Annotated in this window: 30 protein-coding genes; 21 read left to right on the top strand and 9 right to left on the bottom strand. The window is 37.8% G+C overall.

All coding sequences use genetic code 11. The features are described from left to right. The first annotated feature begins 63 nt into the window (after nt 1-63). Both rlmF and G3I01_RS08565 read left to right on the top strand, forming a co-directional pair. Entirely contained in the window at nt 64-936 is an 873-nt protein-coding gene (rlmF, locus tag G3I01_RS08570; protein WP_219546963.1) for a 23S rRNA (adenine(1618)-N(6))-methyltransferase RlmF, read from the top strand. 226 nt (nt 937-1,162) lie between these two features. Next, nucleotides 1,163-1,747: an HD domain-containing protein gene (locus tag G3I01_RS08565; RefSeq protein WP_219546961.1), complete on the top strand. Its 585-nt coding sequence runs from the start codon at nt 1,163-1,165 to the stop codon at nt 1,745-1,747. A gap of 309 nt (nt 1,748-2,056) precedes the next feature. On the opposite strand, the gene G3I01_RS08560 is transcribed toward G3I01_RS08565, so the two are convergent. After that, nucleotides 2,057-2,746: an outer membrane beta-barrel protein gene (locus G3I01_RS08560; RefSeq protein ID WP_219546959.1), complete on the bottom strand. Its 690-nt coding sequence runs from the start codon at nt 2,744-2,746 to the stop codon at nt 2,057-2,059. 161 nt (nt 2,747-2,907) lie between these two features. Next, complete coding sequence (locus tag G3I01_RS08555; RefSeq protein WP_219546957.1) at nt 2,908-3,222, bottom strand: rhodanese-like domain-containing protein; 315 nt, start codon at nt 3,220-3,222, stop codon at nt 2,908-2,910. Between the two features lie 188 nt (nt 3,223-3,410). Here G3I01_RS08555 and G3I01_RS08550 point away from each other — a divergent pair, with 188 nt between their 5' ends. The 12 genes from G3I01_RS08550 (at nt 3,411) to G3I01_RS08495 (ending at nt 12,210) form a co-directional block, all read left to right on the top strand. Next, on the top strand, nt 3,411-3,827 hold the full coding sequence (locus G3I01_RS08550; RefSeq protein WP_347708977.1) for a MarR family transcriptional regulator: 417 nt from the start codon (nt 3,411-3,413) through the stop codon (nt 3,825-3,827). Beyond that, nucleotides 3,811-4,464: an NAD(P)H-dependent oxidoreductase gene (locus G3I01_RS08545; RefSeq protein ID WP_219546953.1), complete on the top strand. Its 654-nt coding sequence runs from the start codon at nt 3,811-3,813 to the stop codon at nt 4,462-4,464. The genes G3I01_RS08550 and G3I01_RS08545 overlap by 17 nt, the downstream gene beginning before the upstream one ends. A 19-nt stretch (nt 4,465-4,483) precedes the next feature. After that, nucleotides 4,484-5,053 carry a YceI family protein gene (locus tag G3I01_RS08540; RefSeq protein WP_219546951.1) on the top strand — a complete coding sequence of 190 codons (570 nt, stop codon included), beginning with the start codon at nt 4,484-4,486 and terminating at the stop codon, nt 5,051-5,053. A gap of 224 nt (nt 5,054-5,277) precedes the next feature. Continuing rightward, complete coding sequence (locus G3I01_RS08535; RefSeq protein ID WP_219546948.1) at nt 5,278-6,672, top strand: anthranilate synthase component I family protein; 1,395 nt, start codon at nt 5,278-5,280, stop codon at nt 6,670-6,672. 10 nt (nt 6,673-6,682) lie between these two features. Continuing rightward, nucleotides 6,683-7,300, top strand: a complete 618-nt coding sequence (locus G3I01_RS08530; RefSeq protein WP_219546941.1) for an aminodeoxychorismate/anthranilate synthase component II — start codon at nt 6,683-6,685, stop codon at nt 7,298-7,300. 3 nt (nt 7,301-7,303) lie between these two features. Further along, on the top strand, nt 7,304-8,299 hold the full coding sequence (gene trpD / locus G3I01_RS08525; protein WP_219546939.1) for an anthranilate phosphoribosyltransferase: 996 nt from the start codon (nt 7,304-7,306) through the stop codon (nt 8,297-8,299). Between the two features lie 5 nt (nt 8,300-8,304). After that, nucleotides 8,305-9,093, top strand: coding sequence for an indole-3-glycerol phosphate synthase TrpC (gene trpC / locus G3I01_RS08520; protein WP_219546937.1), 789 nt, complete (start codon nt 8,305-8,307; stop codon nt 9,091-9,093). Continuing rightward, complete coding sequence (locus tag G3I01_RS08515) at nt 9,094-9,807, top strand: phosphoribosylanthranilate isomerase (protein ID WP_219546935.1); 714 nt, start codon at nt 9,094-9,096, stop codon at nt 9,805-9,807. It begins immediately after the preceding gene. Between the two features lies 1 nt (nt 9,808). After that, a complete protein-coding gene (gene trpB / locus G3I01_RS08510; RefSeq protein ID WP_219546933.1) occupies nt 9,809-10,990 on the top strand; it encodes a tryptophan synthase subunit beta in 1,182 nt (393 codons plus the stop codon). Nucleotides 10,991-11,074: 84 nt separating this feature from the next. Beyond that, nucleotides 11,075-11,845: a tryptophan synthase subunit alpha gene (gene trpA, locus G3I01_RS08505; protein ID WP_219546931.1), complete on the top strand. Its 771-nt coding sequence runs from the start codon at nt 11,075-11,077 to the stop codon at nt 11,843-11,845. 71 nt (nt 11,846-11,916) lie between these two features. Then, a complete protein-coding gene (locus G3I01_RS08500; protein ID WP_219546925.1) occupies nt 11,917-12,072 on the top strand; it encodes a hypothetical protein in 156 nt (51 codons plus the stop codon). Between the two features lie 3 nt (nt 12,073-12,075). Next, a complete protein-coding gene (locus G3I01_RS08495; RefSeq protein ID WP_089666642.1) occupies nt 12,076-12,210 on the top strand; it encodes a 30S ribosomal protein THX in 135 nt (44 codons plus the stop codon). A 1-nt stretch (nt 12,211) separates the two neighbouring features. On the opposite strand, the gene G3I01_RS08490 is transcribed toward G3I01_RS08495, so the two are convergent. The 4 genes from G3I01_RS08490 to G3I01_RS08475 form a co-directional block, all read right to left on the bottom strand. Next, the gene (locus G3I01_RS08490) at nt 12,212-12,877 is read right to left on the bottom strand and encodes a uracil-DNA glycosylase family protein (protein WP_219546924.1); all 666 of its coding nucleotides are present in this window, start codon (nt 12,875-12,877) and stop codon (nt 12,212-12,214) included. 95 nt (nt 12,878-12,972) lie between these two features. Further along, complete coding sequence (gene yaaA / locus G3I01_RS08485) at nt 12,973-13,734, bottom strand: peroxide stress protein YaaA (RefSeq protein WP_219546923.1); 762 nt, start codon at nt 13,732-13,734, stop codon at nt 12,973-12,975. 98 nt (nt 13,735-13,832) lie between these two features. Beyond that, the gene (locus G3I01_RS08480; protein ID WP_219546922.1) at nt 13,833-14,891 is read right to left on the bottom strand and encodes an RluA family pseudouridine synthase; all 1,059 of its coding nucleotides are present in this window, start codon (nt 14,889-14,891) and stop codon (nt 13,833-13,835) included. Then, nucleotides 14,881-15,504, bottom strand: coding sequence for a PASTA domain-containing protein (locus tag G3I01_RS08475; RefSeq protein WP_219546915.1), 624 nt, complete (start codon nt 15,502-15,504; stop codon nt 14,881-14,883). The genes G3I01_RS08480 and G3I01_RS08475 overlap by 11 nt, the downstream gene beginning before the upstream one ends. A gap of 101 nt (nt 15,505-15,605) precedes the next feature. Here G3I01_RS08475 and G3I01_RS08470 point away from each other — a divergent pair, with 101 nt between their 5' ends. Together G3I01_RS08470 and coaD are read left to right on the top strand one after the other, a co-directional pair. Beyond that, entirely contained in the window at nt 15,606-16,583 is a 978-nt protein-coding gene (locus G3I01_RS08470) for a D-alanine--D-alanine ligase (RefSeq protein WP_219546913.1), read from the top strand. A 51-nt stretch (nt 16,584-16,634) separates the two neighbouring features. Further along, on the top strand, nt 16,635-17,090 hold the full coding sequence (gene coaD, locus G3I01_RS08465; protein WP_219546911.1) for a pantetheine-phosphate adenylyltransferase: 456 nt from the start codon (nt 16,635-16,637) through the stop codon (nt 17,088-17,090). 109 nt (nt 17,091-17,199) lie between these two features. On the opposite strand, the gene G3I01_RS08460 is transcribed toward coaD, so the two are convergent. Beyond that, complete coding sequence (locus G3I01_RS08460) at nt 17,200-19,491, bottom strand: TonB-dependent receptor (protein ID WP_257710845.1); 2,292 nt, start codon at nt 19,489-19,491, stop codon at nt 17,200-17,202. Between the two features lie 177 nt (nt 19,492-19,668). On the opposite strand from G3I01_RS08460, the gene G3I01_RS08455 reads away from it, so the two are divergent. Further along, the gene (locus G3I01_RS08455) at nt 19,669-21,420 is read left to right on the top strand and encodes a M14 family metallopeptidase (protein ID WP_219552728.1); all 1,752 of its coding nucleotides are present in this window, start codon (nt 19,669-19,671) and stop codon (nt 21,418-21,420) included. Here G3I01_RS08455 and G3I01_RS08450 read toward each other — a convergent pair. Next, nucleotides 21,388-22,011 carry an NUDIX domain-containing protein gene (locus G3I01_RS08450; protein ID WP_219552727.1) on the bottom strand — a complete coding sequence of 208 codons (624 nt, stop codon included), beginning with the start codon at nt 22,009-22,011 and terminating at the stop codon, nt 21,388-21,390. The genes G3I01_RS08455 and G3I01_RS08450 overlap by 33 nt on opposite strands. 8 nt (nt 22,012-22,019) lie before the next feature. Here G3I01_RS08450 and pyrE point away from each other — a divergent pair, with 8 nt between their 5' ends. Both pyrE and G3I01_RS08440 read left to right on the top strand, forming a co-directional pair. Beyond that, entirely contained in the window at nt 22,020-22,661 is a 642-nt protein-coding gene (gene pyrE / locus G3I01_RS08445) for an orotate phosphoribosyltransferase (RefSeq protein ID WP_219552726.1), read from the top strand. 2 nt (nt 22,662-22,663) lie between these two features. Continuing rightward, nucleotides 22,664-23,056 carry an SRPBCC family protein gene (locus G3I01_RS08440; RefSeq protein ID WP_219552725.1) on the top strand — a complete coding sequence of 131 codons (393 nt, stop codon included), beginning with the start codon at nt 22,664-22,666 and terminating at the stop codon, nt 23,054-23,056. A 47-nt stretch (nt 23,057-23,103) separates the two neighbouring features. Here the strand turns inward: G3I01_RS08440 and G3I01_RS08435 are convergent, their stop codons facing one another. Continuing rightward, on the bottom strand, nt 23,104-23,835 hold the full coding sequence (locus G3I01_RS08435; RefSeq protein WP_219552724.1) for a biotin--[acetyl-CoA-carboxylase] ligase: 732 nt from the start codon (nt 23,833-23,835) through the stop codon (nt 23,104-23,106). Between the two features lie 92 nt (nt 23,836-23,927). Here G3I01_RS08435 and rsfS point away from each other — a divergent pair, with 92 nt between their 5' ends. Beyond that, nucleotides 23,928-24,299: a ribosome silencing factor gene (rsfS, locus tag G3I01_RS08430; RefSeq protein WP_219552723.1), complete on the top strand. Its 372-nt coding sequence runs from the start codon at nt 23,928-23,930 to the stop codon at nt 24,297-24,299. Between the two features lie 23 nt (nt 24,300-24,322). Continuing rightward, complete coding sequence (gene ftsH / locus G3I01_RS08425; protein ID WP_219552722.1) at nt 24,323-26,383, top strand: ATP-dependent zinc metalloprotease FtsH; 2,061 nt, start codon at nt 24,323-24,325, stop codon at nt 26,381-26,383. Nucleotide 26,384 lies beyond the last annotated feature (1 nt).

The following is a 26,384-nucleotide window of genomic DNA, read 5'->3' as shown; positions in this document are numbered from 1 at the left end:
CTAAATTGTAGAGTTTATTCAGTTTGAAATCTTTTACCTTTGAAGCCATTCTAATTTCAGAAAATGCACCCGAAGAATATTCATAAGGATTCTTACAATTTTGAGGATTTGGTCAGTTCTAATCCTGAACTTTCAAAGTATGTCTTTGTGAATAAATATGGAACTACTACGATCGATTTTGCAACTCCCGAAGCTGTCTTGCAATTGAACAGAGCCTTGCTGAAGCATCATTATCAGATCGAAAACTGGAGTATCCCAAAGAACTATTTATGTCCTCCGATTCCAGGCAGGGCAGATTATATTCATCACCTGGCAGATCTTTTTTCCAAAGGAAAAATTGATGGCCAGATCAAAGGCATTGATATTGGTGTTGGAGCCAATGCGATCTATCCAATTCTGGCAAACCGCATATATGGTTGGAAAATGATTGGAACTGATATTGAAAAAAATTCTGTAGACGCAGCCAAAGCTAATATTCAGGCAAATCCAAATCTTTCAGAAAATATTGAAATCCAACTTCAGGAAGATCGCGGAAGCATTTTTAAAGGAGTGATAGAGGATGGTGAATTTTATCATTTCAGCATGTGCAATCCGCCATTTCATTCTTCTGAAAAAGAAGCCAGTAAAGCTTCCGCCCGAAAATTAAAGAATCTTGGGATAAAAGATTCTTCAGAATTAAATTTTGGGGGACAGGCGAATGAACTTTGGTGCAACGGCGGAGAGGCTTTATTCCTAAAAAGAATGATCAGAGAAAGTGCGTTATTTAAAACGCAGGTAGGTTGGTTTACCAGTCTGGTCTCTAAAAAGGAAAACCTGCCAAACATCTACAAGCAATTGAAAAAATTAAAAGCTAATTTCAGGACCATTGAAATGGGCCAGGGAAATAAAAAAAGTCGTTTGATCGCCTGGAATTTCGATCGAGTATCAGTAAAATAAGCTTTAATCCTGTTTTTTAATAAGCTTTCCTAAACAATTTGCAAAGGAAAACGTTATATTTAATTACTAAATTTTTTCGTTAATTTACTGATAATCTGAAATCTAAAATCCACTTTTTTAGAAATTTCATGAAAAGTTAAAAGGTAAAATTGGACTGAATTGCATTAATTTTCGTAAATAGTATTAATTAAGGGTAGGTCATATTGTGAGACGAAGTGAACTTAACATGGAAAAAACTCAGATTTTTGATAGTCTTTTCACGCGGCTGGAGCAAGGTCTTCCCTATTATTTATATTATCATAGTGCTGATCATACTAAACGTGTAATAGATCGTGCGGTTTTCCTGGCAAAAGATGAAGGACTTTCAGACAAGGAGATTGAGTTGATAAAAGTTGCTGCCTTGTACCATGATGCCGGGTTTCTAATCGGGAGAAAAGATCACGAAACCAAAAGCTGCAATCTGGCCTCCAAAGAATTACCGGAATTCAATTTTTCAAAGGCTGAAATTAAAACTATTTGTGGAATGATCAATGCCACACGAATTCCACAAAAAACTTATAATATCTATGACAAAATAGTAGCAGATGCCGATCTGTTTTATCTGGGGACCGATGATTATGATATTTATTCTAATCAATTATACAAGGAACTACAACATATAAATCCTGATATAGATGAAAAACAATGGTTCAAGATTCAACTTGACTTTTTGTATTCACACAGCTTTCATACTCATTATGGAATTACTGTTCTTGAACCAGTGAAACAAAAAAATATCAAGAAATTGATCAATTCTCAGTTGCAAAAATGAAACACTACCCGTTCATTTAATCGAGATTTCTCTCAAATAATATAATTCAACCCTAGAAACCTTCCATTTTCAGCCTTTTTTCGACCAAATTTTGAAGTTATATAGGAATTTCAAAAAAAATGCTATAGCTTTAATTTTCAAAGTTTTGGTTATTGAGTAAGTAACGCATAGGTGATAAATTCAACCTTATTCATTAACTAACCAACCAGGAAAAGGGACAACAGGCATTGTCCCTTTTTTAATATATGCTGATATAAAAAATGCTCCGCTAACGGAGCACTTTATATTATTCTAAATTAAATTTCTACCTTAGAAATAACAGCCACCTTTTCTTCGTCCAGGATTAGCAGCACTGTCAAATATTTTAAAACTTATACTTAACAAGATTTGGTTCAATCTTGAATCATCAAAATCTGCAGTATTAATACCATAACCTCCTGGATTGTTTTCTTTAATATCCAATCTATAGGATTCAGCTGTTGCTAAACTACGATCGTAACGAAGATCTAATTCAAACCTACCAAAACCGGCTTTTATACCAACTTGTGCTGCTAAGGGACTATTTTGAACAATGACAGACGGATTGGGTTCATTACCTTCTAGAGTTGATTCAAGAATTTTCTGGTAAGCAGGACCTGCATAAATATCTATCGGTCCCCAGACGTTATATCCAAATAGTAAAGGAACACTAATTTTTTCAATCGCAAAAATCGATGGTTGAAGAGGAAAATCAAATTCAGTTTCCATTGCACTATAAATAAGTTCCGGTCTTAGCAAAAATTTATCAAATCTAACTTCAAAAAATGCACCACCGTGATATTTGAATTTGGAATCGGCCTCTACCGTACCACCAAAATCGGTACCGCCGCCTACTCTACCTGTGATCTGACCTCCCATTACATAACTGGGACCTCCTTTAATACCAAAGCTAAATTCCTGAGCGTTAGTCGCTGAAAAGCATAACAAACCAATAACAAGTAGACAAAGTGCTTTATTCATAATCATAGTATAATTCGCGGACTTATGGGGTTAAATATATCAATTTAATAGACTAATCAAATAGTTGAACCTATGTTTTTAACGTAAAAAATTCGGCTTGAGTATCTAACAAACAAAAAAGCACCAACTATTGGTGCTTTAGACTTTTATAATGTTTTAAATTAATCTGTAGTTTTTTCTCCTTCCCATTCAGAAAAACCTCCAAGTAAATTATAGGTCTCACTAAACCCCATTTGATCTAATAGAGTACAAGCCTGGGAACTTCTTTTACCCGAACGACAGTAAATATAATAATGCTTGGATTTGTCTAATTTCTCAACTTCATTAATAAATCCCTGCCCTTTATATATATCTATATTTTTTGAATTAGGTATATATCCTTCTTCTACCTCTTCTTCAGTTCTTACATCAAGAATGACAGCTTCATCATCATTCTTTAATTTATCCTGCCATTCTTCCTGACTTAATTCTTTCATAGTAGTAACATTAAATTTTATGGTATTGTAAATATAAGCCCATTTTTTTTTCTGAAGCAAACCTGGCAATATGAGTAAAAATTTTAACAGAATATTAAAGAACTCATATTTAAAACATAGTATATTTGTACATACAAATGTTGTTTATACAAATGAATATTGAAGAGTTACTAAAAACCAAAGATATTATGTCGCCTTCCAAAAAGCTGGCTTTAAATTTAATAGTTACCGCAAATCACATAAGTGATAAGATACAGGAAGCGATTAAACCTTTCGGAATTAGTTCTCAGCAATTTAATGTTCTTCGAATTTTAAGAGGTCAGAAGGGGAAACCAGCAAACCTCTCTACCATTCAGGAAAGAATGGTGAGTAAGATGAGTAATACAACAAGATTAGTAGACAAACTCGTGGATAAGAAATTATGCGAAAGAATTGTTTGCCCATCTAATCGTAGAAAAGTTGAAATAAGGATAACCGAAACCGGCATGAAACTCCTTGCTGATATTGATCCGGTTATCGATAAAGTTGAAAACGATTTTGCTAAGAATATAAATGAAAAGGAATTATTATCACTAAATACTAAATTAAATGAGCTTAGAAGTTAATACGAAAAGTACCTATAACGAAGATCTTAACTGGCGATATGCTACGAAGAAATTCAATTCAGAAAAAGAAATTAGTGAAACTGATCTAAATACTTTACTAGAAAGTATTCAGTTAACTGCATCTTCTTATGGATTGCAACCTTATGAAGTAATTGTTGTTAAAGATCAAAAAACCAGAGAGCAATTAAAAGCTGTAGCCTGGAATCAAAATCAAGTAACAGATGCTTCTTGCGTATTGGTTTTCGCTAATCTTAAATCTGTAAGCGAAGCATATGTAAACACTTATCTGGATAATATTGCTGAAACCAGAAATATGTCTAGAGACGACCTGAAAGGAATGGAAGATATGATCAAAAATACAACGCTTCAACTTCCAGCCGATAAACAAAATACGTGGGCGGCGAAACAAGCTTACATAGCGCTTGGAAATCTATTATCAGCAGCGGCAAATTTAAAAATTGACACCTGCCCTATGGAAGGTTTTGATGCCGAAAAGTTTGATGAGATCCTTGGACTGGCAGATAAAAATCTTACCACTGCTGTAATTGCTCCAATTGGATACAGAAGCGAAGAAGATCAATATCAACATTTATCGAAAGTAAGAAAATCAAAATCAGATTTAATAGAAGTAATTTAAAAACAAAAATTGAACAATTATGAAAAATAGAATTTTAAAAGGCGGAATTGCCACAGTAATCGTTTTAACAACCGTTGCTTTTACCAACACCAAGAAAGAAGTTAATGTAGAAGCTAGTACAGTAGAATGGACCGGAGAAAAGGTTACCGGATCTCACAATGGAACCATTAAGCTGGAAAGTGGGCATTTAATGCTGGAAGATGAGAAAATAGTTGGTGGTGAATTTGTAATGGATATGAGCACCATCACAGTTACAGATCTTACCGGCGAGAATAAAGGAAAACTTGAAGGACATTTAAAGTCTGAAGATTTCTTCGGAGTTGAAAAACATCCAACTGCGAAACTTATTATTACAAGTGCAGCTTCAAAAGGAAATGGAAAGTATGGTATTGTTGGAGATCTTACCATCAAGAACGAAACACATCCTATTACCTTTGACCTCGTGATGAACGGAGATTCTGCTACAACTAATCTTACCATTGACAGATCGAAATATAATGTAAGATATGGTTCTGGAAGTTTCTTTGATAACCTTGGAGATAAGACTATATATGACAATTTTGAACTTGATGTAAATCTTAAGTTCTAATTATGAGATCCCGGAACCCTACTTCCGGGATTTTTTTATGGAAAAAGGTTTGTTATGAAAAATTTGATCTCTATATTTGAAGTCATGTTTACAATGAAAAGAAATAACTGGTGGTGGAATAACTTACGTCAAACTTCGTGAGCTAAACTGCTATTTCCATAATAGAAATTACAAAGGCTTGTCTCACGACAAGCCTTTTTTTTATTGCTAAAAATCAACATTCAATGTTCGAATTAAATACAACTTATAAAAAGATACTTGCTGATACCATTACACCGGTAAGCATATATCTGAAGTTACGGGACAAATATCCAAACAGTTTATTGCTGGAAAGTAGCGATTATCATGCTAGCGACAACAGCTTTTCTTATATCTGTTGTAATCCTGTCGCTTCATTTAAACTGGAAAATGAGGTGATCACCTCTACGTTTCCAGATGGAGAAATAAAGACTTTAAATGTTGATTCCTCAGTATCTGTCCCACAGGAAATTCAAAAGTTCTCTCAACAGTTCAAAGCCGATTCTTCGGAATTTAAATTTATCAATAATGGCCTTTTTGGATATATAGCCTACGACTCGGTTAGATATTTTGAAAATGTCGAGGTGACCAGAAAAGAAAAAGACCTTAAGATCCCGGATATTTATTACGCGGTATATCAGAATATAATAGCGATCAATCATTTCAAGAATGAAGCATATATTTTTGATCACTCTTACAATTCAGAAAATAAGATCGATGAGATCGAGCAATTATTGAAAGTGAAGAATTTCGCTTCGTATAATTTTAGCAGACACGAAGATGCGGTTTCTAATTTAACCGATGAAGAATATAAATCGGTAGTCCTGGCTGCCAAAGAACATTGCCATAGAGGTGATGTTTTTCAGCTTGTACTTTCAAGAAGGTTCTCTCAGAAATTCAAAGGAGACGAATTCAATGTGTATCGCGCACTTAGAAATGTGAACCCATCCCCTTACCTGTTTTATTTCGACTATGGAAATTTTAAAATTTTTGGAAGTTCGCCAGAAGCTCAGCTGATAGTTGATAAAGGAAGAGCAGAAATTCATCCAATCGCCGGCACCTTCAGAAGAACCGGGAATGACGAAAAAGATGCTGAAATAGCGAAGGAGCTGGCAGCAGACGAAAAAGAAAATTCGGAACATGTTATGCTGGTAGATCTTGCCAGAAATGATCTTAGCCGAAATGGCAGCGATGTTAAAGTAGAGAATTACAAGGAAATACAATTCTTTTCCCATGTGATCCACCTGGTGAGCAAGGTAACTGGTAAGAAAGACCCCAATGTTGCAACTTCCCAAATAGTGGCAGACACATTCCCTGCAGGCACATTGAGTGGAGCACCTAAACCTATGGCGCTAAAACTGATCGAAAAATTCGAGAATGTGAACCGTAGTGCTTATGGTGGAGCAATTGGATTTATGGATTTTGAAGGCAACTTCAATCACGCCATTATCATCAGGTCCTTCGTAAGCAAGAATCACGAATTGCATTATCAGGCCGGCGCGGGAATAGTTTCAGAATCTAAACCTGAAAATGAATTAAAGGAAGTCTATAATAAACTTGGTGCTTTAACGAAAGCCCTTGAAATTGCTGAAGAAATCTAGAATGAAAGAGATGAAAAAAATATTAGTGATAGATAACTACGATTCTTTCGTTTACAACCTGGTACACTACCTGGAAGAACTGGATTGTAAAGTTGTGGTAAGACGAAATGACCAGCTACATATTGATGATGTTGAAGATTACGATAAGATCTTATTATCACCGGGACCTGGAATTCCTGATGAAGCAGGTTTGTTAAAGCCAATTATTGAAAAATATGCCGCTACAAAAAGCATACTCGGCGTTTGTCTGGGGATGCAGGCCATTGGTGAAGTGTTTGGCGGCACCTTGCTGAATCTGGACGATGTATACCATGGTGTAGCTACCAGAATAGATCTTTTTGTAGATGATGAATATATATTTAAAGGACTCAATAAAGAATTGCAAGTTGGACGTTATCATTCATGGGTGGTTGAAAAAAACCTCCCTCCTGTTTTACAGGCGACCAGTTATGATGAAAAAGGTGAGATAATGTCTTTAAGACATAAAGAATATGATGTTCGTGGAGTTCAGTTTCATCCCGAATCTGTTCTTACCCCGGAAGGTAAAAAAATGATCCAGAATTGGGTAGAATATGAACCTAACCGGGAAACAGAAAAATCGGAAGTAAAACCTGAGCACGAAATTTAAAGAATGAAAGAACTACTAAACAGGCTTATCAGCCACGAAACAATAAGCACAGAGGAGGCCAAGCAGGTAATCTTTAATATTTCTGAAGGCAAATACAACGATACCCAGATCGCTGCTTTTCTAACAGTTTATATGATGCGGAGCATTACCATTGAAGAATTGGAAGGTTTCAGGGACGCTTTGCTTGAACTATGTCTCAAAGTTGACCTTTCGGGTTATGATGCTGTAGATCTCTGCGGAACTGGTGGTGACGGAAAAGATACTTTCAATATTTCCACAACCTCATCATTTGTCACGGCCGGCTCTGGAGTAAAAGTTGCCAAGCACGGTAACTATGGTGTTTCCTCGGTTAGCGGAAGTTCTAACGTGATGGAGTCTCTTGGGATTAAATTCAGTAACGATGCCGGATTTCTAGAAAAGTGTATCGCCGAGGCCAATATTTGTATCCTTCACGCTCCTTTATTCCATCCCGCTATGAAAAATGTAGGTCCTGTTAGGAAAAGCCTGGCAGTGAAAACATTCTTCAATATGTTGGGACCTATGGTAAATCCTGCTTTTCCAAAGAATCAACTCGTGGGAGTTTTTAGTCTGGAATTAGCCAGAATGTATGCTTATCTTTATCAGAATACCGATAAGAACTATACAATTTTACATGCCTTAGATGGCTATGATGAGATCTCGCTTACCGGAGAAACTAAAAGCATCAGCAATAATTCTGAAAGAATTTTAAAACCTTCAGATTTCGGAGTTTCACAGTTAACACAATCGGAAATTGCGGGTGGTGGATCTATTGAAAGTTCTGGAGAAATTCTAATGAATATTCTAAAAGGAAAAGGCACCGAGGCTCAAAATAATGTAGTTTGCGCCAATGCCGGAATGGCGATTGCTACCTCCAGAAATCTGAGTCCGCAAGATGGTTTTGCGGCAGCTAAAGAATCATTGGAATCTGGGAAAGCACTGGAAAGTTTTAAAAAATTACAGGAATTAAGTCAAAATTGAATTAAATGAACATTCTCGATAAGATCATTGCAGATAAATTCAAGGAAGTTGAATTAAAAAAATCACTGATCCCGGTTTCACAACTGAAGAATTCAGTTCTATTCGACAGAAAATGTATTTCTCTGGCTGAAAATTTAAGAACCGGCTCGGGTATTATTGCAGAACATAAAAGAAGATCACCTTCAAAATCTGTGATCAACCAGAATCTGAATGTTCAGGATGTCGTTAAAGGCTATGAAGATGCTGATGTTTCAGGAATTTCAGTACTTACCGATGGCAAGTATTTTGGTGGCTCCCTGGAAGATCTTTTGTATGCCAGGGCTTCGGTTAATTTACCCGTTCTCCGGAAAGATTTTATGATAGATGAATATCAGATCCTTGAAGCAAAGGCTTATGGTGCGGATGTGATCCTTTTGATCGCCGCAGTTTTGACCGAAAAACAACTGATTCACCTTGCTAATTCAGCAAAATCCCTTGGTATGGATGTTTTACTGGAAGTTCATAATGAGGAAGAATTGAAGAAATCTTTAAAGGTAAATGCCGATATGATTGGGGTTAATAATAGAAATCTAAAGACCTTTGAAGTAAGTATTGATAATTCTAAAAATCTGGCTAAGTTAATTCCTGATGAATTCGTGAAGGTTTCTGAAAGTGGAATTAGTAATACTGAAGCCATAGCAGATCTTAAGAATTATGGTTATCAGGGCTTTTTGATCGGAGAAAATTTCATGAAAACTGATGATCCAGGTGCGTCAGCCAGAGAATTTATCAGAAACTTAAAATCTATCGGATAAATGAATGAAAATAGCATGAATGATAAAAGTCTTTTCGTATCAGCTTCCGGACAGAGCCTGGGATTGAGCTTCAAAGTTTGTGGTATGCAGCAGCCTGGAAACATGCTTCAGGTTGCGGAAATTCAGCCCGATTATATGGGTTTCATTTTCTATGATAAATCCCCACGTTATTTTGACGATAAGCTTCCTGAAATTTCTTCGGAAATAAAGAAAACTGGAGTTTTCGTGAATGCTACTATTGAAGAGATCACCACTAAAGTTTCGAAATATAATCTAAATGCCGTTCAGCTTCACGGGGAAGAATCTGCAGGTTTCTGTAAGGATCTCAAATCTGAACTGCAACGTTCAGAAAATACACCTGAAATGATCAAGGTATTTTCTGTTGGTGATGATTTCGATTTTCAGGAAATAAAGCCTTACGAAGGTATCGTAGACTATTTCCTGTTTGATACTAAAGGAGCTTTCAGGGGAGGAAACGGAACCGAATTTAACTGGCAGATCCTGAAAGAATATCCATCCAATACTCCATTTTTTCTTAGTGGAGGAATTGGACCGGAACATGGCAAGGCCATTGCAGAGTTAAAGAGTTATTTTTACCAAAAGGGCAAACCGGATCTACTTTACGCTGTAGATGTTAACAGCAAATTTGAGCTGAAACCCGGATTAAAAAAATTAAAGGAATTGAAAGATTTCAAAACACAGATAAATTCATAAGATGAGCTATCAGGTCGATGAAAAAGGATATTACGGAGAATTTGGCGGCGCCTATATTCCGGAAATGTTGTATCCAAATGTTCAGGAATTGCGTTCTCGCTACCTGGAAATTATGAAAGAAGAGTCTTTTCAGAAAGAATTCAAAGAGCTTTTGAGAGAATATGTGGGTCGCCCCACGCCACTCTATTATGCTAAGAGATTCAGTGAAAAATACGGCACAAAAGTGTATTTAAAACGTGAAGATCTTTGCCATACAGGCGCTCACAAGGTAAATAACACTATCGGGCAGATCCTGATGGCACAAAAACTGGGAAAAAAGCGGATCATTGCTGAAACCGGAGCAGGACAGCATGGTGTGGCTACAGCCACCGTTTGTGCGCTTATGGGGATGGAATGCATCGTTTATATGGGCGAGATCGATATAGACAGGCAGGCGCCAAATGTTGCTCGAATGAAAATGTTGGGTGCTAAAGTGATTCCTGCAAAATCTGGAAGCCGAACCTTAAAAGATGCTACGAATGAAGCTATTCGGGATTGGATCAATAACCCTGTGGATACTCATTACATTATAGGTTCAGTGGTTGGACCACATCCTTATCCCGATATGGTGGCGAGATTTCAGGCGGTGATATCTGAAGAAATCAAAGTTCAGCTTAAAGAAAAAGAAGGTAAGGAAGATCCTGATTATGTGGTCGCCTGCGTTGGAGGCGGATCTAATGCGGCCGGTGCATATTATCATTATCTGGATAATCCTGAAGTGGGAATTATCGCGGTGGAAGCTGCCGGAAAAGGAATTGATTCTGGAGAAAGCGCAGCAACCTCAGCACTAGGAAAAATGGGAATTATCCACGGAAGTAAAACCTTACTGATGCAAACAGGAGACGGCCAGATCACTGAGCCTTACTCCATTTCTGCCGGATTGGATTACCCTGGAGTTGGCCCCATGCATGCCAACCTTTTTACCAGCGGAAGAGGTGAATTTATTAGTATTACTGATAAAGCCGCTATGGAAGCTGGTCTCGAACTGGCAAAACTGGAAGGAATTATTCCTGCCATTGAAACCTCTCATGCCCTGGCGATATTCAAGGACCGTAAGTTCAAGGAAGATGATGTGGTGGTGGTAAACCTCTCTGGTCGTGGGGACAAGGACCTTAATACTTATATTGAATATTTTAATTTGTAATAAACGTCACGCTGAACTTGGTTCAGCGCCTCTAAAGATTCTGAAACAAGTTCAGAATGACGAATTTTTAAGTAAGCAGAGAAAATGAACAGAATAAATCAAAAACTGCAGGAAGATCATAAACTGCTATCTATATATTTTACAGCCGGATTTCCCAATATCGATGATACCGAAAAGGTCATCGTGGATCTTGAAAAAAGCGGAGTAGATTTTATTGAAATTGGGCTGCCTTTCAGTGATCCGCTGGCAGATGGACCAACCATTCAGGAAAGTTCAACTAAGGCTTTGAAAAATGGAATGACAACTTCAAAGCTATTTCAGCAATTAGATGGCATCAGGGAGAAAGTAGAAATTCCACTAATAATTATGGGATATTTCAATCCAATCCTACAATACGGAGTTGAAGATTTCTGTAAAAAATGCCAGTCGGTTGGAATTGACGGACTCATCATCCCGGATCTTCCGGTAGATGTATATCATGAAAAATATCAGGAATTGTTTGAGAAATACGGGCTAATCAATGTATTTCTTATCACCCCGCAAACTTCAAATGAGCGAATAAAATTTATCGATTCAATTTCCAATGGATTTATTTATATGGTGAGTAGTGCGAGCGTGACAGGTTCTACAAGCGGATTTAGCGAAGAAACCAGGGACTATTTCAAAAGAATAAATGATCTGCAGCTAAAGAATCCTCAAATCGTTGGTTTCGGGATTAAAGACCGGGAAACTTTTGATCAGGCGACAGAATATGCCAAAGGAGCGATCATTGGCAGTGCATTCATTAAATATGTCGAAAAAATTGGTGTTTCAAATATTCCTGGGTTTATTGAAAATGTTAAAGCTTTAACCTAATTGTAACAGGCTCTTAGCAGCTTTTAAGACTACTTCTGTTTATATTAGAGTAAATCTTAAAAACTATAATTATGGGAGGTCCAATTGAAGATAAACACAGAGGAAAAAAAGACAGAAGAAAAAGTGATAACGATCCACTAACTGGTGATCTAGGCGATAGAAAGAAGCAAACCAACGAAGTGGATTTTGACGAGAAAACCATTAAAGACCAAAAGAATAAAAAATAATTAATGGGAAAAGGTGATAAAAAAACCAAAAGAGGAAAAATTGCAATTGGTACCAGTGGTAAATTAAGGCCTAAACGTAAAAAGTTTAAGATAAAACCAACTACACTGGCAGACCAGGACAAAAAAGAATTGCAATAAATTAGAAAAATTCTTTATACTGAAGAACCCTGAAATCAATCGTATTGAATTCAGGGTTCTTCTTTTTTAATTCTTTATATAAAGGGGAACTTCCTACAGCAATATTTGCCGCTCCAGATGGTGCGATCAGGGAAACTGTTTTTATTAATCTGCCATCCAGCAAAAACTGATGTATTCTCGGAGCTTTATTCGAAATTACTTTCATCCTGATATCATACTCAGACTCCTTCAGATATTTCCTGAAGAAATATTCCGGACCATTCTTCGAATTTCCACCTGTAAAAAGCAGGGTATCGACTTTAGGGTGATTTCTTAAAATTGAAATCATATCCCGTAATTCTACTTTCTGCATTCCAATATCGGAAGCATCGATCTTTTCTCTCCTGCTACTTTCAACAACATCACAAATCCCGATACCTCTATCAATTAGAAAATCCTTTCGCTGCTGAACAGCGTCCTGAGTATTTTCAAATTTCAGATTCAGATCAAATATCCTGTCCAGAATGATCCATAATTGTCCATCGCGACTACCATAACAGAAATCAACATCATCTTCCTTGAACTCCCGCTTGGTAAATCGAGGAGGTGGCAGCGTGCCAACAATTAGTTTGGTCGCTGTTTCCGGAATAAATGGTGGATATGGATGTTTATGGTGGAATAGTTCCAAGAGTACAATTTTTTAAAGAAACGTCAAGCTGTCCCGAAGCCTCGGGAGTTTCAGCTTCTCAGAGATCCTGAAAAAAGTTCAGGATTACTGATCTATTACCTGATAAACGTTGGTTCATTTTCCTTTTCGGTATGTTCTTCACTATAGCGATAGCCGTCATAATCAAAGCCTTTTACATCCTCTAAAGTTTTACAATCTTTATCGATGATGTAGCGTACCATGGATCCACGTGCTTTTTTGGCGAAGAAACTGATAATCTTCAATTTTCCGTTCTTGAAATCCTTGAAGACAGGGGCAATCACCGGAACCTTCAGTTTTTTGGTATCTACTGCTTTGAAGTATTCGTTACTAGCCAGGTTCAGGAATAATTCATCATCTTCTAATTCATTATTCAGATATTCTGTCACCTTCTTTTTCCAGACTTCGTAAAGGTTATCCTTTCGTTCGATCCCAATAGATGTTCCCATCTCCAGGCGATAAGGCTGAATAAGATCTAAAGGCCTCAAAATACCATACATCCCGGAGAGGATCCTTAGGGTATCCTGTACTTTATCTATCTTATCTGTCGGAATGGTATAAGCATCCAGACCGGTGTATACATCTCCATTGAAAGCATACATGGCAGGACGGGAATTCTTTTTATCATGATCTTCCTCAAAATCCTGATAACGGGAATAATTAAGATCTGCCAGCTTATCGCTGATGCTCATTAATTCTGAAATTTCCTTCTTGCTTTGTCTCGCAAGTTTACGATTTAGCTTAGCAGCTGTTTCCAGAAATTCGGGTTGAGTTCCTCTTGTAGTTGGTAATTTTGATTCATAATCCAGCGTTTTCGCTGGCGAAACAACAATTTTCATTTCTTTTCGGTTAATTTTCTATCAAAGATAACCTATCAGTCGAAAAACCGAAAAATACCTGAAATTTGTTTCTTATGAATCTATAGAAGCCTTTTATGCTAAAGGTCTTCCAGCTGATTTTTAGCATATCCCCGCCATTTTTCAATACAATCTACCATATCCTGAGGCAGATCTGTATCAAAGCTCATCCACTCCCCTGTTTTTGGGTGCTCAAAGCCAAGTGTTTTTGCATGTAAGGCTTGCCTTGGAAGTATCTTAAAGCAATTGTCTACAAACTGTTTGTACTTGGTGAAAGTTGTGCCCTTCAAGATCTTATCACCACCATAACGCTCATCGTTAAAAAGGGTGTGCCCAATATGCTTCATATGAACACGAATCTGGTGAGTTCTACCTGTTTCCAGTTTACAGGAAACAAGGGTTACATAACCCAGACGTTCGATTACTTTATAATGCGTAACCGCCGGCTTTCCATTATCGGCATCGTCACCATAATAAACAATATTCTGAAGCCTGTTCTTAGGATTTCTACCAATATTACCTTCTATGGTTCCTTCATCTTCCGCAATATTTCCCCAGGCGATCGCTACATACTCACGCTCACTGGTCTTATCAAAAAATTGCTTGGAAAGATGCGCCATTGCCTCCTCTGTTTTAGCAACCACAAGAAGTCCACTGGTGTCCTTATCTATCCTATGTACAAGTCCGGGACGGTCACTGCTATTATTCGGAAGGTTATCAAAATGATGCACCAGAGCGTTGATTAGGGTACCGCTGTAGTTACCGTGACCGGGATGCACCACCATGCCGGCAGGTTTATTCACCACCAGCAAGGTATCATCCTCATAAACTATATCTAACGGAATATCTTCGGGAACCAGTAAATATTCATATGGAGGATGCTCGAACATCACCTGCACCGTATCACCTCCCTTTACTTTATAATTCTGCTTAACGATTTCTCCATTTACATAGATATTCCCGCTTTTGGCAGCTTTCTGAATTTTATTACGGGTAGCATTTTCGATAAAATTCATCAAATATTTATCGACCCTAAGGGGATTCTGCCCAACTTCAGCTACAAATTTATGGTGCTCGTAAAGACTTTCATCCTCATCCTGATCCTCTATCTCTTCTCTCTGGTCTTTATTAGAATTCATCTACTTCACTTTCGGGTTCGCTCTCTGTATCCAGAGAATCTGCATCACTATTTCTATATCTTCCACTTCCATCTCCAAGAACCAGGTCAATTTTTGAGGTTTTCATCAACTTCTCGCCGGGTTCAACTAATTTACCCTTATGCCTAAGTTCTAGCACAGCATCTTCAGCAATATCCGGCTTATAGGTGATCTCACCAATTTCAAATCCAAGAGACCTTAAAGTTGGTTCTACCTGTCTTCTCGTCTTTCTAATCAGATTATTAGGTACCTCAATTTTTCTATAACCTGAAGGGTTAAGGGTTAGGTATATTTTTCTGTCTTCCTTAACAAATTTGCCTGGAGCAGGTACCTGGTCAATCACAGAATACCTTGGAAAATCAGGATTAAAATTAGCTGAATCCAGGATCTCGTAAGCAAGGTCCAGTTCTTCCAACCTGTCTTCAACTACATCAAGATTCATTTTAGCCAGATCTGGAACTTCTATTCTTTGGTCCTGGTTGGTAGAATAATCCAGCCATTGCATGGTGAAAAAGCCTATAATTACCAATATGATTCCTGCCAATACCAATTGAATTAAAAAGGTCTTGCTAAATATAAATCGAAATAATCCCATAGTTTTTAGATAATGCGCAAAGATATAAAACCCTTTGGTTTTGGTGACTGCCCTTTTAAGTGATATTTTTGTTTAACGACTTCTAACCGGATATATTGAATATGAAGAAAAAAATTGCCATCGCCATGGGCGGATATTCCAGTGAATATCACATTTCTATCAACAGCGGAAATATTGTTTACAAACACCTTGACCGCGAAAAATATGAGCCGTATCGTGTACATATTCTTAAAGGCGAATGGTTTGTAGTGGCAGATGACGACACTCCTTACCCGATTAATAAAAGCAATTTTACGGTTAAGATCAATGACAAGGTAATTCAGTTCGATTGTGTTTTTAATACAATTCACGGGACTCCCGGTGAAAATGGCCTTTTGCAGGCATATTTAGAGTTGATAGGGATTCCACAAACCAGCTGTGATTATTACCAGTCTGCCCTTACTTTTAACAAGAGAGATCTTATTAGCGTTCTTAGACCTTACGGTATAAAGGCTGCCACAAATTATTTTCTGAATAAAGGCGAGGAAATCAATACTAAAGAGATCGTGGATAAGGTTGGACTGCCCTGCTTTATCAAAGCGAATCGAGCAGGAAGCAGTTTTGGGGTAACTAAGGTAAAGACCGAGGAGGAAATTATTCCTGCTGCGAAAACCGCATTTTCTGAAGATGATGAAGCGATCATTGAATCTTTCCTGGACGGGACTGAAGTCTCTGTTGGGGTAATTACCTATAAAGGAGAAGTTATGGCCCTTCCGGTTACCGAGATCATCCCTGACGGTGAATTTTTCGATTACGAAGCTAAATACCTTGGAAAATCCCAGGAGATCACCCCGGCCCGGATTTCTGACGAAGACACTAAAAAAGTTCAGGATATCGCGGTTATGATCTATCAAAAACTTAAAATGAAAGGATTATCCAGGTCTGAGTTTATTTTCCATGAAGGAGAACCTCATTTCATTGAAATGAATACAAATCCCGGAATTAGTGCTGCAAGTATCTTACCTCAGCAGGCAGAAAAAGCCGGAATTAGCCTGAAAGATCTATTTGGAAGTACCATAGAAGCCGCTCTGAAACGATAAATAATATTTTCTGATTATCTTTTACATACATAACCGATCAAAAACCGCCTGATGAAAAAAGCAGTTTTTCCCGGATCTTTCGATCCGCTTACTTTGGGACATACAGATATTATAGACCGTGCCCTTCCTTTATTTGACGAAATCATTCTTGCAATTGGCACTAATTCCAGCAAGAAATATATGTTCTCCCTGGAAGACCGGCTTCATTTTTTGAAAGAAACCTATAAGAATGAACCTAAAGTGAGAGTGGAGACCTATAAAGGACTTACGGTGGATTTTTGCAAATCCCAGGATGCAGGATTTATTCTTCGCGGGCTAAGAAACGGACAGGACCTTGAATTTGAAAAAGCCATTGGCCAAACCAATTATAAGATGTCTGGTATCGAGAGCGTGTTCCTGATCTCAAGTTCAGGAAAAGCACATATTTCTTCCACTGTGGTTAGAGATGTAATGCATCACGGCGGCAATTATGAGTTTATGGTGCCAGATGTGGTAAGAAAAAAGTAATAAATTGTCATTCTAAACACGGGAGAACCTTCAATAGATGCTGAAACAAGTTCAGCATGACGAATTTCAATAAGCGTCACCCCTGAATTTATTTCAGGGTCTCTTGAGATTACAAATTCAAATTAAGCCTTACTCCTCCAAAGAAATTTCTCGGATTTCCCGGATAATAATATCGTGGTGCAGAACCTCCAAACCCCACAGCGTTGGTAACGATACTCGACGCATACTTTTCATCCAAAATATTATTGATCCCAAAATTGAAATGTAGGTCCAGTTTACGACTTAAATTCCAGTAATAATCAAGCTTCAAATTTAAAAGTTGGTAAGGGTCTGTATATCCCGAATTCGCATCATTCAAAGCCATTTCACCGAAAGCCTGATAATTGATATTAGCACTAAGATTTTTATAGCTGACCTCGGTTCCAGGGGAGATCATATATTCAGGCACCCCGGGAATCGTATTTCCGGAATAATTTTCACCGAGATCTACAAACCTCTCGAACTCGAAAAAGTTGAAACTGGAATTCAGAAAAAATCTAAGTACGAGGTCACCTGATAAAACCGTTTCATATGCACTGGTAAATTCTATTCCGTTATGATCTGCTTTTCCTGCATTTACACCCACATATTGATCCTGTCTTACTCTCCTTGCCACCAATAAATTCCTAATTTGGATAGAATAAAGATTCAGTTCTGTATAAAGCCTATTATTCAGCCAGTTTCCTTTGAAACCGATTTCATAATTCCAGCCTGTTTCAGTTTTAAGATCGGTATTAATTAGTCCTTCCGGAGTTAACGTTTCAGCCACCGTTGGTGTGGAAAATCCATGACTGGCCGAAACATAGAAGTTCTTACCTTCAAAAGCCTCATAGCTTAATCCTACTCTTGGAGAAAGCACCGGCTCAAATCTATAATCTCCGGATTGGTTATTCTCTTCGGAATTGAATCTATCTTCCAGATCATATGCTGTTGTATTGAAATTAAGCCCTGCCTCTGCAGTTAGTTTTGAAGAAAGGTCAATATTTAATTGCGCGAAAAGATTGAGATAATTTCTATCCTGCTCATTTAAACTTAAACGATCGCCGGGCACACTTCTTCTCTCTTCAGCTTCTTCATAGAGATTTTCATAGGTTCCAGTTTCATAAAATTCGAACATGGTTTCAGCTCCAAAACTTATTTCTGATGATCTGTTGAAAATGGATGTTTGATAATTAAACTTCGTTCTGGCGCCAAAAGACCTTCTTTCATCATCCAGAATATCAAAAGGTCTCGGCTCATAACCATCCCTCGAATTATAAAAAATAGAGGTCTGATTTTTTAAGCTCGGTGAGAAATTGTGCTCATACGAAATACCCAGTATATTCTTTGTATAAGATTCATAACCCGCAGCTTGATACCAGGTAAATGCTGCTTTTTCAGGATCATTCAGAAAATCATCTTCATTTAACGAACTTGGGATATAGGCCTTCAAATTCGTATAAGAGAAAAAGAAAGACCAGGAGTTGCCTTTTTTATTCAGCAGATTTGCAGAACCCAGCATCGAGATTCTGTCATATTCTCCATTTTCCCGATACCCATCGCTTTTCACCTGATTGTAATTGAAGGAGAGATCAAGACTATCTTTCACGTAATTAATATTGGCCCTGGTCTTCCGCGTATTAAAGCTACCATAGCTAAAGTCTGCCACGACCGATCTTTGATCCCTGGTTTGATCTTTTGTGTAGAGGTTTATAGCGCCGCCCAGACCGGCACCAAAAGCGGAGGAAACGGGACCTTTAATGATCTCTATCCTGTCTAAATATTCAGGATCAAAATCATCCAGAGTAAGTTCTCCTTCAGCAGTAGTCAAAGGAATTCCGTCAATATACGCTTTAATACGATTTGTACTGTATTGTGCCCGGGAACCAATCCCACGAATATTGATCTTGTTGGTGTTCAATGCACCCTGGCTTACAAAAATGCCGGGTACATAATTGAAGTTTTGAACCAGGTTGAAATTATCTGTCCGTTGCAGTTCATTTTCTGAAATAAGACTCACCGAAGCCGGAATTTTCCTGATTTCCTGGGGAATATTTGAACTTCTTACAATGACTTCTGAAAGCTGGGAAATTTCTTTCTGAAGGAAAATCTTAACTGGACTCTCGTTTCCCTGAAAGGTCTGAACCGATCTTAGGTAACCTATTCTTTTAAACTCTAATTCAACTGGAAATTCAATTTCATCGAACTCAAACTCGCCGCGGTTATTTGTGAAGCTGGTTTTCCCGGAATTCAAATCTGTCACTTCAACATTTTCCAGGATTCTTCCCGACTTTGCATCTAAGACATTTCCTTTAAAATCCTGGGCATAGGAAAAGGTTCCAAGAATATTAATAATTAAAAGTAGAACTAATGATTTTTTCAAAACCTGAGCATTTATGCCGCAATTTTAACTAAAAATTAGTGGATTAAATTACAAATTCGGCATTATTAAATGGCTTTAGGCCGGTTTAACTATCGTTTACTGGAGAGATAAGCCAACTGATTTTGGTTGCTTTCAGACTTTTTAATTAAGTTTACGGCTAGATTTTTAGATAAATTTATGAAAAAACTGTGGTTGGTATTGGGGATCATGATCAGCCTTTCCTCTTGTGATTTCTCAAAATACAGGCTTATTAAGGATTACGATTTCGAAACCCGTTTTGAAAAATCTGGCGGCACCGAGACCGGAACCTATGCAGAAGTCATTAAATTTTATCAGGATCTGGCAGATGCCTATCCGAGTATCACTATTCAGGAATTCGGAAAAACAGATAGCGGTCTTCCTCTTCACCTGGTGATCCTGAATAAAAGTGGTGAACAGGACCTGGAAAAAATACGCAAATCACACAGTGTAATGCTAATTAATAATGGCATTCATCCTGGTGAAAGTGATGGAATAGATGCAACGATGATGCTGTTCAGGGACCTGGCCGGCGATTCGATTACCTCCCCAAAAAATACTATTATCGCTACCATTCCCATATATAATGTAGGCGGAGCTTTAAACAGGAACTCAACTACAAGGACCAATCAAAACGGGCCAAAGGAATATGGCTTCCGCGGAAATGCCCGAAACTATGATCTGAACCGTGATTTTATTAAAGCAGATACCAAGAACGCTCAGACCTTCTATGAAATATTTCATTACCTGGATCCTGATGTTTTTATAGACAATCATGTGAGTAACGGCGCAGATTATCAATATACTTTAACCCATTTATTTACTCAGCATGATAAATTAGGTGGTAACCTGGGAAGTTACCTTCAGAAGAAAATGATGCCAGCGCTGGAAGATTCTCTCAAAGCGAAAGATTGGGATATTACGCCTTATGTAAATGTTTTTAATGAAGTTCCAGAAAATGGTTTCGCTCAATTCATGGACACACCAAGATACTCCACGGGTTATACCACGCTTTGGAATACATTGGGAATGATGGTGGAAACACACATGCTAAAGCCTTATGATAAGCGTGTAATGGGAACCTATGAGCTTATGAAATCGATGATAAAAATTACAGATTCTGAGAGCTCGGTTATCAAAGATCTAAGAAACCAGGCCAGGCGAAAATATCTTACAGACAGAAGCTATAATCTGAATTTCGAGGTTGATGAAGAGAATCCGTCAAAAAGAGAATTTAAAGGCTATGAAGCTGAGAATATCAACAGCGAAGTTACTGGGCAGGAACGATTAAAATATGATCGCGATAAGCCTTTCACCAAAGAAGTAGAATATTACGATAATTATACAGTAACCCAGGAAATAGAAATCCCACGTGCATACATCATTCCGCAGGGCTGGTGGCAGGTTTTGGACCGTTTAAAAATGAACGACATCAAAATGGAACCTCTGGAAAGAGATACTCTTATCGATGTCGAGGTCTATAAAATTGAGGATTTTGAAACTTCAGAAACTGCATTTGAAGGACATTATTTGCACAAGAACACCCAGGTTTCCAAAACTTCTGAAAAAGTAAGGTTTAGAAAAGGAGATTATTTAATTACCACATTTCAGGATGGAGCAAGGTATTTAATAGAAACCCTGGAGCCTTCAGCGGTAGATTCGTTCTTTAACTGGAATTTCTTCGACACCGTTCTTCAACAAAAAGAGGGATTTTCTCCTTATGTTTTTGAAGATGAAGCAAAGGAAATGCTAGAAAACGATCCTGACCTTAAGCAGGAATTCGAGAAAAAGAAACGTGAAAATTCCGATTTCAGAAATAGCTCGTACGAGCAGTTAGACTGGCTACATAAAAGATCTGAAAACTACGAGGAAGCACATTTACGCTACCCTGTCTTCAGACTTCCCCGCTAAGTATTTTTCAGGAAATAACATTTTAATATTAGCATAAGATTTTTTGAGGGCTTTCTGGCTTTTCTCAAAATTCTTCCATTTGGCCTTTTTGATACCTTCACTTAATTCAGGTACAAGATCACCGTCATATTCGGTATACATTTCATACCAATAGGTTTCTTTAAGCTTTAATTTCCCTTTTCTTTTAAAAACGTGATAAGTTCTGGTTATAAATCGTTTGATCTCCAGATCCTGAACTCCAGTCTCCTCCTCTACCTCTCTAATAGCTGAATCCTCAATACTTTCATTCTTTTCGGTCTTTCCTTTTGGAAGGTCCCAGCGGTTATTTCTATAAATAAAAAGGATTTCTTTTTTATCATTAACAACCATTCCTCCAGCTGCAGTAACGACTTTCATCTTTTTAAGCAGGAGCTTTAAAAGTTTGGTCTCATCTGCGTGATAGAGATTCACATACATTAATTTTCCTTTAAGAATCTTCCTGATTACTTTTTTTAGACGAACCGTCTTTAATGGGAAGGATGTATAATTTTCCCCAATTTCTTTCTGCGTGGAAACGATTATGGGAATATCATTCACAAAAACTTTATACATTTGCAGCTATGATTTTGAATAAAGAAACAGCAAAAAAGACTGCTGAGCTTTTGTTGCAAATTAAAGCAATAAAATTAGAACCACAACAACCTTTTACTTGGGCAAGCGGTTGGAAGTCTCCGATATACTGTGATAACAGGATCATTTTGTCATATCCTGTGATCAGAAATTACGTAAGGGAGAATTTCGCCAAACAGATCGAAGAAAAATATGGGAAACCAGATGTGATCGCAGCAGTGGCAACAGGTGCCATAGGAATTGGTATGCTGGTAGCCGAATATTTAAGCCTCCCATTTGCCTATGTTAGGCCCGAGCCAAAAGGTCATGGCAGACAGAATCAAATTGAAGGTAATCTGGAGGAAGGACAAACCGTAGTGGTTATTGAAGACCTTATAAGCACTGGAAACAGCAGCCTAAATGCTGTGAAAGCTTTAAAAGAAGCTGGAGCCAATGTTAAAGGTATGTTCGCCATCTTCACTTATGGTTTTGACACCTCAGTAGAGAATTTTAAAGATCTCGAGATAGAACTTCATACGCTTAGCGACTATGAAAACCTTATTGAGACCGCCCAAAATACCAATTATATCAATACAGAAGAAGCAGGGATTCTCCGCAAATGGAGAGAAGATCCTGCCAACTGGAAACCATAAACATGAAATTAGAAAGCCCAAAGGTAACCGCCGAAAAGGACCAACAGGAATTATACACGTTTTTGACCAATGTTGAAAACTACGAAAAGATAATGCCCAGCAGTAAGGAAAAATTTGAAGTGATTTCTGAAGACTCCTTTCTATTTCAGCTTAAAGGAATGCCTGAAATTAGATTGAAAATTGTTGAAACAAAAGAACCGGAATTAGTGGTTCTAGGATCAACATCAGATAAATTCCCATTTAAACTGAGCACACATATTGCTGATGCCGGAGCTGGCAAAAGCGAAGTGGATATGGATTTTGAAGGAAACTTCAACCCGATGATGAGCATGATGATCAAAGGGCCATTGAAGAAATTCATCACTGCCCTTACCGAAAATATTGGTAAACTTTAATTTTTTACCATTCAAAAAAAAGCCGGAAATTTTCCGGCTTTTTTCATTTAATAAAGCAACTGTATCTCTTTGAGGTCATAAGTTTTAAAAACAGCATCCTCTATTTCCAGGTTCAATTTACCTTCAGTGGTAACACCTCGAATAATTCCATTGAATTTTTCCCCTTCATTAGACAGAAACGAAGAAACTATATTCAACCGGAACATTTTTTGGGCATATTCCTCTAATACTTCAGTACTACTTCTGGCCGGAAGCTCTTCAAGTTTTGTTTCGATTTTCAGGATCAGCTTTTCCAGAATTTCATCGATATCATAATCATCGCCAGTAATACTTTTTAGGGAGCCTGCCTGGGGTAATCCTTCGAAATCTGTTTGATTCACATTAATACCAATACCGATTACACTGGCTACTATACCTTCGGTTTTTACTATGTTTTCGATTAGAATGCCACCTATCTTCTTTTTTGCTGACAGAATGTCGTTAGGCCATTTCACCTTCAGGTCCGGTATTTTCAGGGTCTGTAAACCTTCCAGAACCGCCAGGGAAATGGTTGCGCTAAGCAAAAAATGTCTGGAAATATTCAATTTTTTTTGAGGATACAGTACGCTGAAAGTTAGGTTCTCCCCTGCTTTTGTGAGCCAATTGGATCCACGCTGTCCCCTTCCCGCCGTCTGGGTGATCGCTCTTACACAAACGGGTTCAAAATCCTTACTACCCTCGTAAAACTTACGAACAAAGGAATTAGTACTATCAATGGCATTAACTTTGATTATACGCATATAAAAGTATAAGAGATAAGGCGTTAAATCTTCTGCAAACAATCTCTTTAAAAGAGCAAAAAATGATAAATTTGCGTAAATAAATTAATTTAATGTCAAAAAAGGAAAAAAACAGCGATCAACTTATTGCACATATTATAAAAGGGATAGAGGAAGTTAAGGGGAATGATATTGATATCCTGGACCTTAGAGAAATAGAAAACACAGTTTGCGATTATTTTATAATCTGCAATGGTACTTCCAATACACAGGTTAATGCCATAGTCAATTCCATACAAAAAACAGTTAGTAAAAGCCTGAAAGACAAACCCTGGCATATCGAGGGTAGTGAAAATGCAGAATGGGTGCTAATGGACTACGTAAACGTTGTTGTTCACGTATTTCAGAAGCATATCAGGGAATTTTACGATATTGAAAGCCTATGGGGTGATGCAAAAATCACTTCCATAGAAACAAGTTATTAAATCCAAATCATTAGAAAGACAGAATGGCGAATCAAAAACCAAAGAAAAAATTAGATCCCAAAAAACCTAAATTTAGTGCCTACTGGATTTATGCTGCGATCATTATAATATTTTTAGGCCTGAATTTGTTTGGTGACGGAGGTTTTTCTGAACCTGCCAAAACAAATCCTGCCGAATTCAAGGAGTACCTGCGTAGTGGTGATGTAAAAAAGGTTGAGATCATCAATCGTAACCAGGCAAGGGTATATCTTACCGAAGAAGCCAAACAAAAGGATATTCATAAGAAAAATATAGATCAGGAATTTTTACCTACTGGTGAAACACCTACTTATAGCTTTCAGTTCGGTGATCTTCAAAATTTTGAGAACGATATAAACGAGATCAAGAATGAGAATAATCTAAACACCGTAGTAACCTACGATACTTCAAGTGATGTCCTGGGAGATCTTTTCTGGGCCTTACTTCCGTTTATTCTGATTATTGGTGTCTGGATATTCATAATGAGAAAAATGAGCTCTGGTGCCGGCGGTGGCGCAGGAGGTCAGATCTTTAATATTGGAAAGTCCAAAGCAAAATTATTCGACCAGAATACCGATGTAAAAACTTCTTTTAAAGACGTTGCCGGTTTGGAAGGTGCAAAAGAAGAAGTTCAGGAGATCGTAGACTTCCTGAAACAACCAGAAAAATATACCGCACTTGGTGGTAAGATCCCTAAAGGAGCCTTATTAGTAGGACCTCCGGGAACAGGTAAAACCTTATTAGCGAAAGCCGTTGCCGGGGAAGCGAAAGTTCCTTTCTTCTCATTGTCAGGTTCAGATTTCGTGGAAATGTTTGTAGGGGTAGGTGCTTCCAGAGTACGTGACCTTTTTAAACAGGCAAAAGAAAAATCACCATCTATTATTTTTATAGATGAGATCGATGCCATTGGTAGAGCCAGAGGAAAAAGTAATTTTTCAGGATCTAATGATGAACGTGAGAATACACTTAACCAGTTATTGACAGAAATGGATGGTTTTGGAACGAACACGAATGTAATCGTGATCGCCGCAACCAACCGTGCTGATGTTCTGGATAAAGCCTTAATGAGAGCTGGACGTTTTGACAGGCAGATTTATGTAGATCTTCCAGACCTGAACGAAAGAAAAGAGATATTTGAAGTTCATTTATCTCCTTTAAAAAAGGTGGCAGATGAATTAGATACTGAATTCCTTGCTAAACAAACGCCAGGATTCTCTGGAGCAGATATTGCGAATGTTTGTAATGAAGCTGCACTTATCGCTGCCAGGAAAGGGAATAAAGCTGTTGGAAAACAGGATTTCCTTGACGCCGTAGATAGAATTGTGGGCGGACTCGAGAAAAAGAACAAGATCATTACTCCTTCTGAAAAGAAAGCCATCGCATTTCACGAAGCTGGTCACGCAACCGTAAGCTGGATGCTGGAACATGCCGCACCTCTGGTAAAAGTTACCATTGTTCCTCGTGGACAGTCTCTTGGAGCTGCATGGTACCTACCAGAAGAAAGATTAATTGTTAGGCCAGAACAAATGCTGGACGAAATGTGTGCCGCCCTTGGTGGTCGTGCCGCAGAGAAAGTGATTTTCAATAAGATCTCTACAGGAGCTTTAAGCGACCTTGAGAAAGTTACCAAACAGGCAAGAGCCATGGTTACTATCTATGGTCTTAATGATGCTGTAGGAAACCTTACCTATTATGATTCTTCAGGACAGAGTGAATACAATTTCACCAAACCTTATAGTGAGAAAACTTCAGAATTGATCGATAAGGAGATTTCTAATCTTATTGAAGAGCAATACAAAAGAGCTTTAGATCTGCTGGAGCACAATAAGGATAAACTTACCCAATTGGCTGAAATTCTTCTGGACAAGGAAGTTATTTTCAAGGATGACCTTGAAAAGATCTTCGGAAAACGTCCTTTTGAAAAAGAAAAGGTAGAAGGCAAACCTTTTAAGGAAAAGAACAAACTTACCAAAGAGGATGAAAATGGCCAGGAAACCAAGCCTTCCGAAGGAAAAGATACTGATGAAGAAGGAAAATTAACCGAAAACGATTCGGTTAATAAGTAGT

This window comes from Gramella sp. MT6 (assembly GCF_019357415.1).
GTDB lineage: Bacteria > Bacteroidota > Bacteroidia > Flavobacteriales > Flavobacteriaceae > Christiangramia.
The sequence above is the reverse complement of the archived record's forward strand: the minus strand, read 5'-3'. Positions and strand labels throughout refer to the sequence as shown.

Excerpts from the sequence above, each read along its gene's own strand:
- G3I01_RS08535 (WP_219546948.1), top strand. The coding sequence starts at position 5,278 with ATGTTCGAATTAAATACAACTTATAAAAAGATACTTGCTGATACCATT.
- trpB (WP_219546933.1), top strand. The coding sequence starts at position 9,809 with ATGAGCTATCAGGTCGATGAAAAAGGATATTACGGAGAATTTGGCGGC.
- rlmF (WP_219546963.1), top strand. The coding sequence starts at position 64 with ATGCACCCGAAGAATATTCATAAGGATTCTTACAATTTTGAGGATTTG.
- G3I01_RS08555 (WP_219546957.1), bottom strand. The coding sequence starts at position 3,222 with ATGAAAGAATTAAGTCAGGAAGAATGGCAGGATAAATTAAAGAATGAT.
- G3I01_RS08470 (WP_219546913.1), top strand. The coding sequence starts at position 15,606 with ATGAAGAAAAAAATTGCCATCGCCATGGGCGGATATTCCAGTGAATAT.
- G3I01_RS08530 (WP_219546941.1), top strand. The coding sequence starts at position 6,683 with ATGAAAAAAATATTAGTGATAGATAACTACGATTCTTTCGTTTACAAC.
- G3I01_RS08450 (WP_219552727.1), bottom strand. The coding sequence starts at position 22,011 with ATGTATAAAGTTTTTGTGAATGATATTCCCATAATCGTTTCCACGCAG.
- G3I01_RS08500 (WP_219546925.1), top strand. The coding sequence starts at position 11,917 with ATGGGAGGTCCAATTGAAGATAAACACAGAGGAAAAAAAGACAGAAGA.
- trpC (WP_219546937.1), top strand. The coding sequence starts at position 8,305 with ATGAACATTCTCGATAAGATCATTGCAGATAAATTCAAGGAAGTTGAA.
- G3I01_RS08480 (WP_219546922.1), bottom strand. The coding sequence starts at position 14,891 with ATGAATTCTAATAAAGACCAGAGAGAAGAGATAGAGGATCAGGATGAG.
- G3I01_RS08440 (WP_219552725.1), top strand. The coding sequence starts at position 22,664 with ATGAAATTAGAAAGCCCAAAGGTAACCGCCGAAAAGGACCAACAGGAA.
- G3I01_RS08565 (WP_219546961.1), top strand. The coding sequence starts at position 1,163 with ATGGAAAAAACTCAGATTTTTGATAGTCTTTTCACGCGGCTGGAGCAA.
- G3I01_RS08560 (WP_219546959.1), bottom strand. The coding sequence starts at position 2,746 with ATGAATAAAGCACTTTGTCTACTTGTTATTGGTTTGTTATGCTTTTCA.
- G3I01_RS08495 (WP_089666642.1), top strand. The coding sequence starts at position 12,076 with ATGGGAAAAGGTGATAAAAAAACCAAAAGAGGAAAAATTGCAATTGGT.
- ftsH (WP_219552722.1), top strand. The coding sequence starts at position 24,323 with ATGGCGAATCAAAAACCAAAGAAAAAATTAGATCCCAAAAAACCTAAA.
- G3I01_RS08515 (WP_219546935.1), top strand. The coding sequence starts at position 9,094 with ATGAATGAAAATAGCATGAATGATAAAAGTCTTTTCGTATCAGCTTCC.
- rsfS (WP_219552723.1), top strand. The coding sequence starts at position 23,928 with ATGTCAAAAAAGGAAAAAAACAGCGATCAACTTATTGCACATATTATA.
- G3I01_RS08435 (WP_219552724.1), bottom strand. The coding sequence starts at position 23,835 with ATGCGTATAATCAAAGTTAATGCCATTGATAGTACTAATTCCTTTGTT.
- G3I01_RS08455 (WP_219552728.1), top strand. The coding sequence starts at position 19,669 with ATGAAAAAACTGTGGTTGGTATTGGGGATCATGATCAGCCTTTCCTCT.
- G3I01_RS08475 (WP_219546915.1), bottom strand. The coding sequence starts at position 15,504 with ATGGGATTATTTCGATTTATATTTAGCAAGACCTTTTTAATTCAATTG.
- trpD (WP_219546939.1), top strand. The coding sequence starts at position 7,304 with ATGAAAGAACTACTAAACAGGCTTATCAGCCACGAAACAATAAGCACA.
- G3I01_RS08545 (WP_219546953.1), top strand. The coding sequence starts at position 3,811 with ATGAGCTTAGAAGTTAATACGAAAAGTACCTATAACGAAGATCTTAAC.
- pyrE (WP_219552726.1), top strand. The coding sequence starts at position 22,020 with ATGATTTTGAATAAAGAAACAGCAAAAAAGACTGCTGAGCTTTTGTTG.
- G3I01_RS08540 (WP_219546951.1), top strand. The coding sequence starts at position 4,484 with ATGAAAAATAGAATTTTAAAAGGCGGAATTGCCACAGTAATCGTTTTA.
- coaD (WP_219546911.1), top strand. The coding sequence starts at position 16,635 with ATGAAAAAAGCAGTTTTTCCCGGATCTTTCGATCCGCTTACTTTGGGA.
- trpA (WP_219546931.1), top strand. The coding sequence starts at position 11,075 with ATGAACAGAATAAATCAAAAACTGCAGGAAGATCATAAACTGCTATCT.
- G3I01_RS08550 (WP_347708977.1), top strand. The coding sequence starts at position 3,411 with ATGTCGCCTTCCAAAAAGCTGGCTTTAAATTTAATAGTTACCGCAAAT.
- yaaA (WP_219546923.1), bottom strand. The coding sequence starts at position 13,734 with ATGAAAATTGTTGTTTCGCCAGCGAAAACGCTGGATTATGAATCAAAA.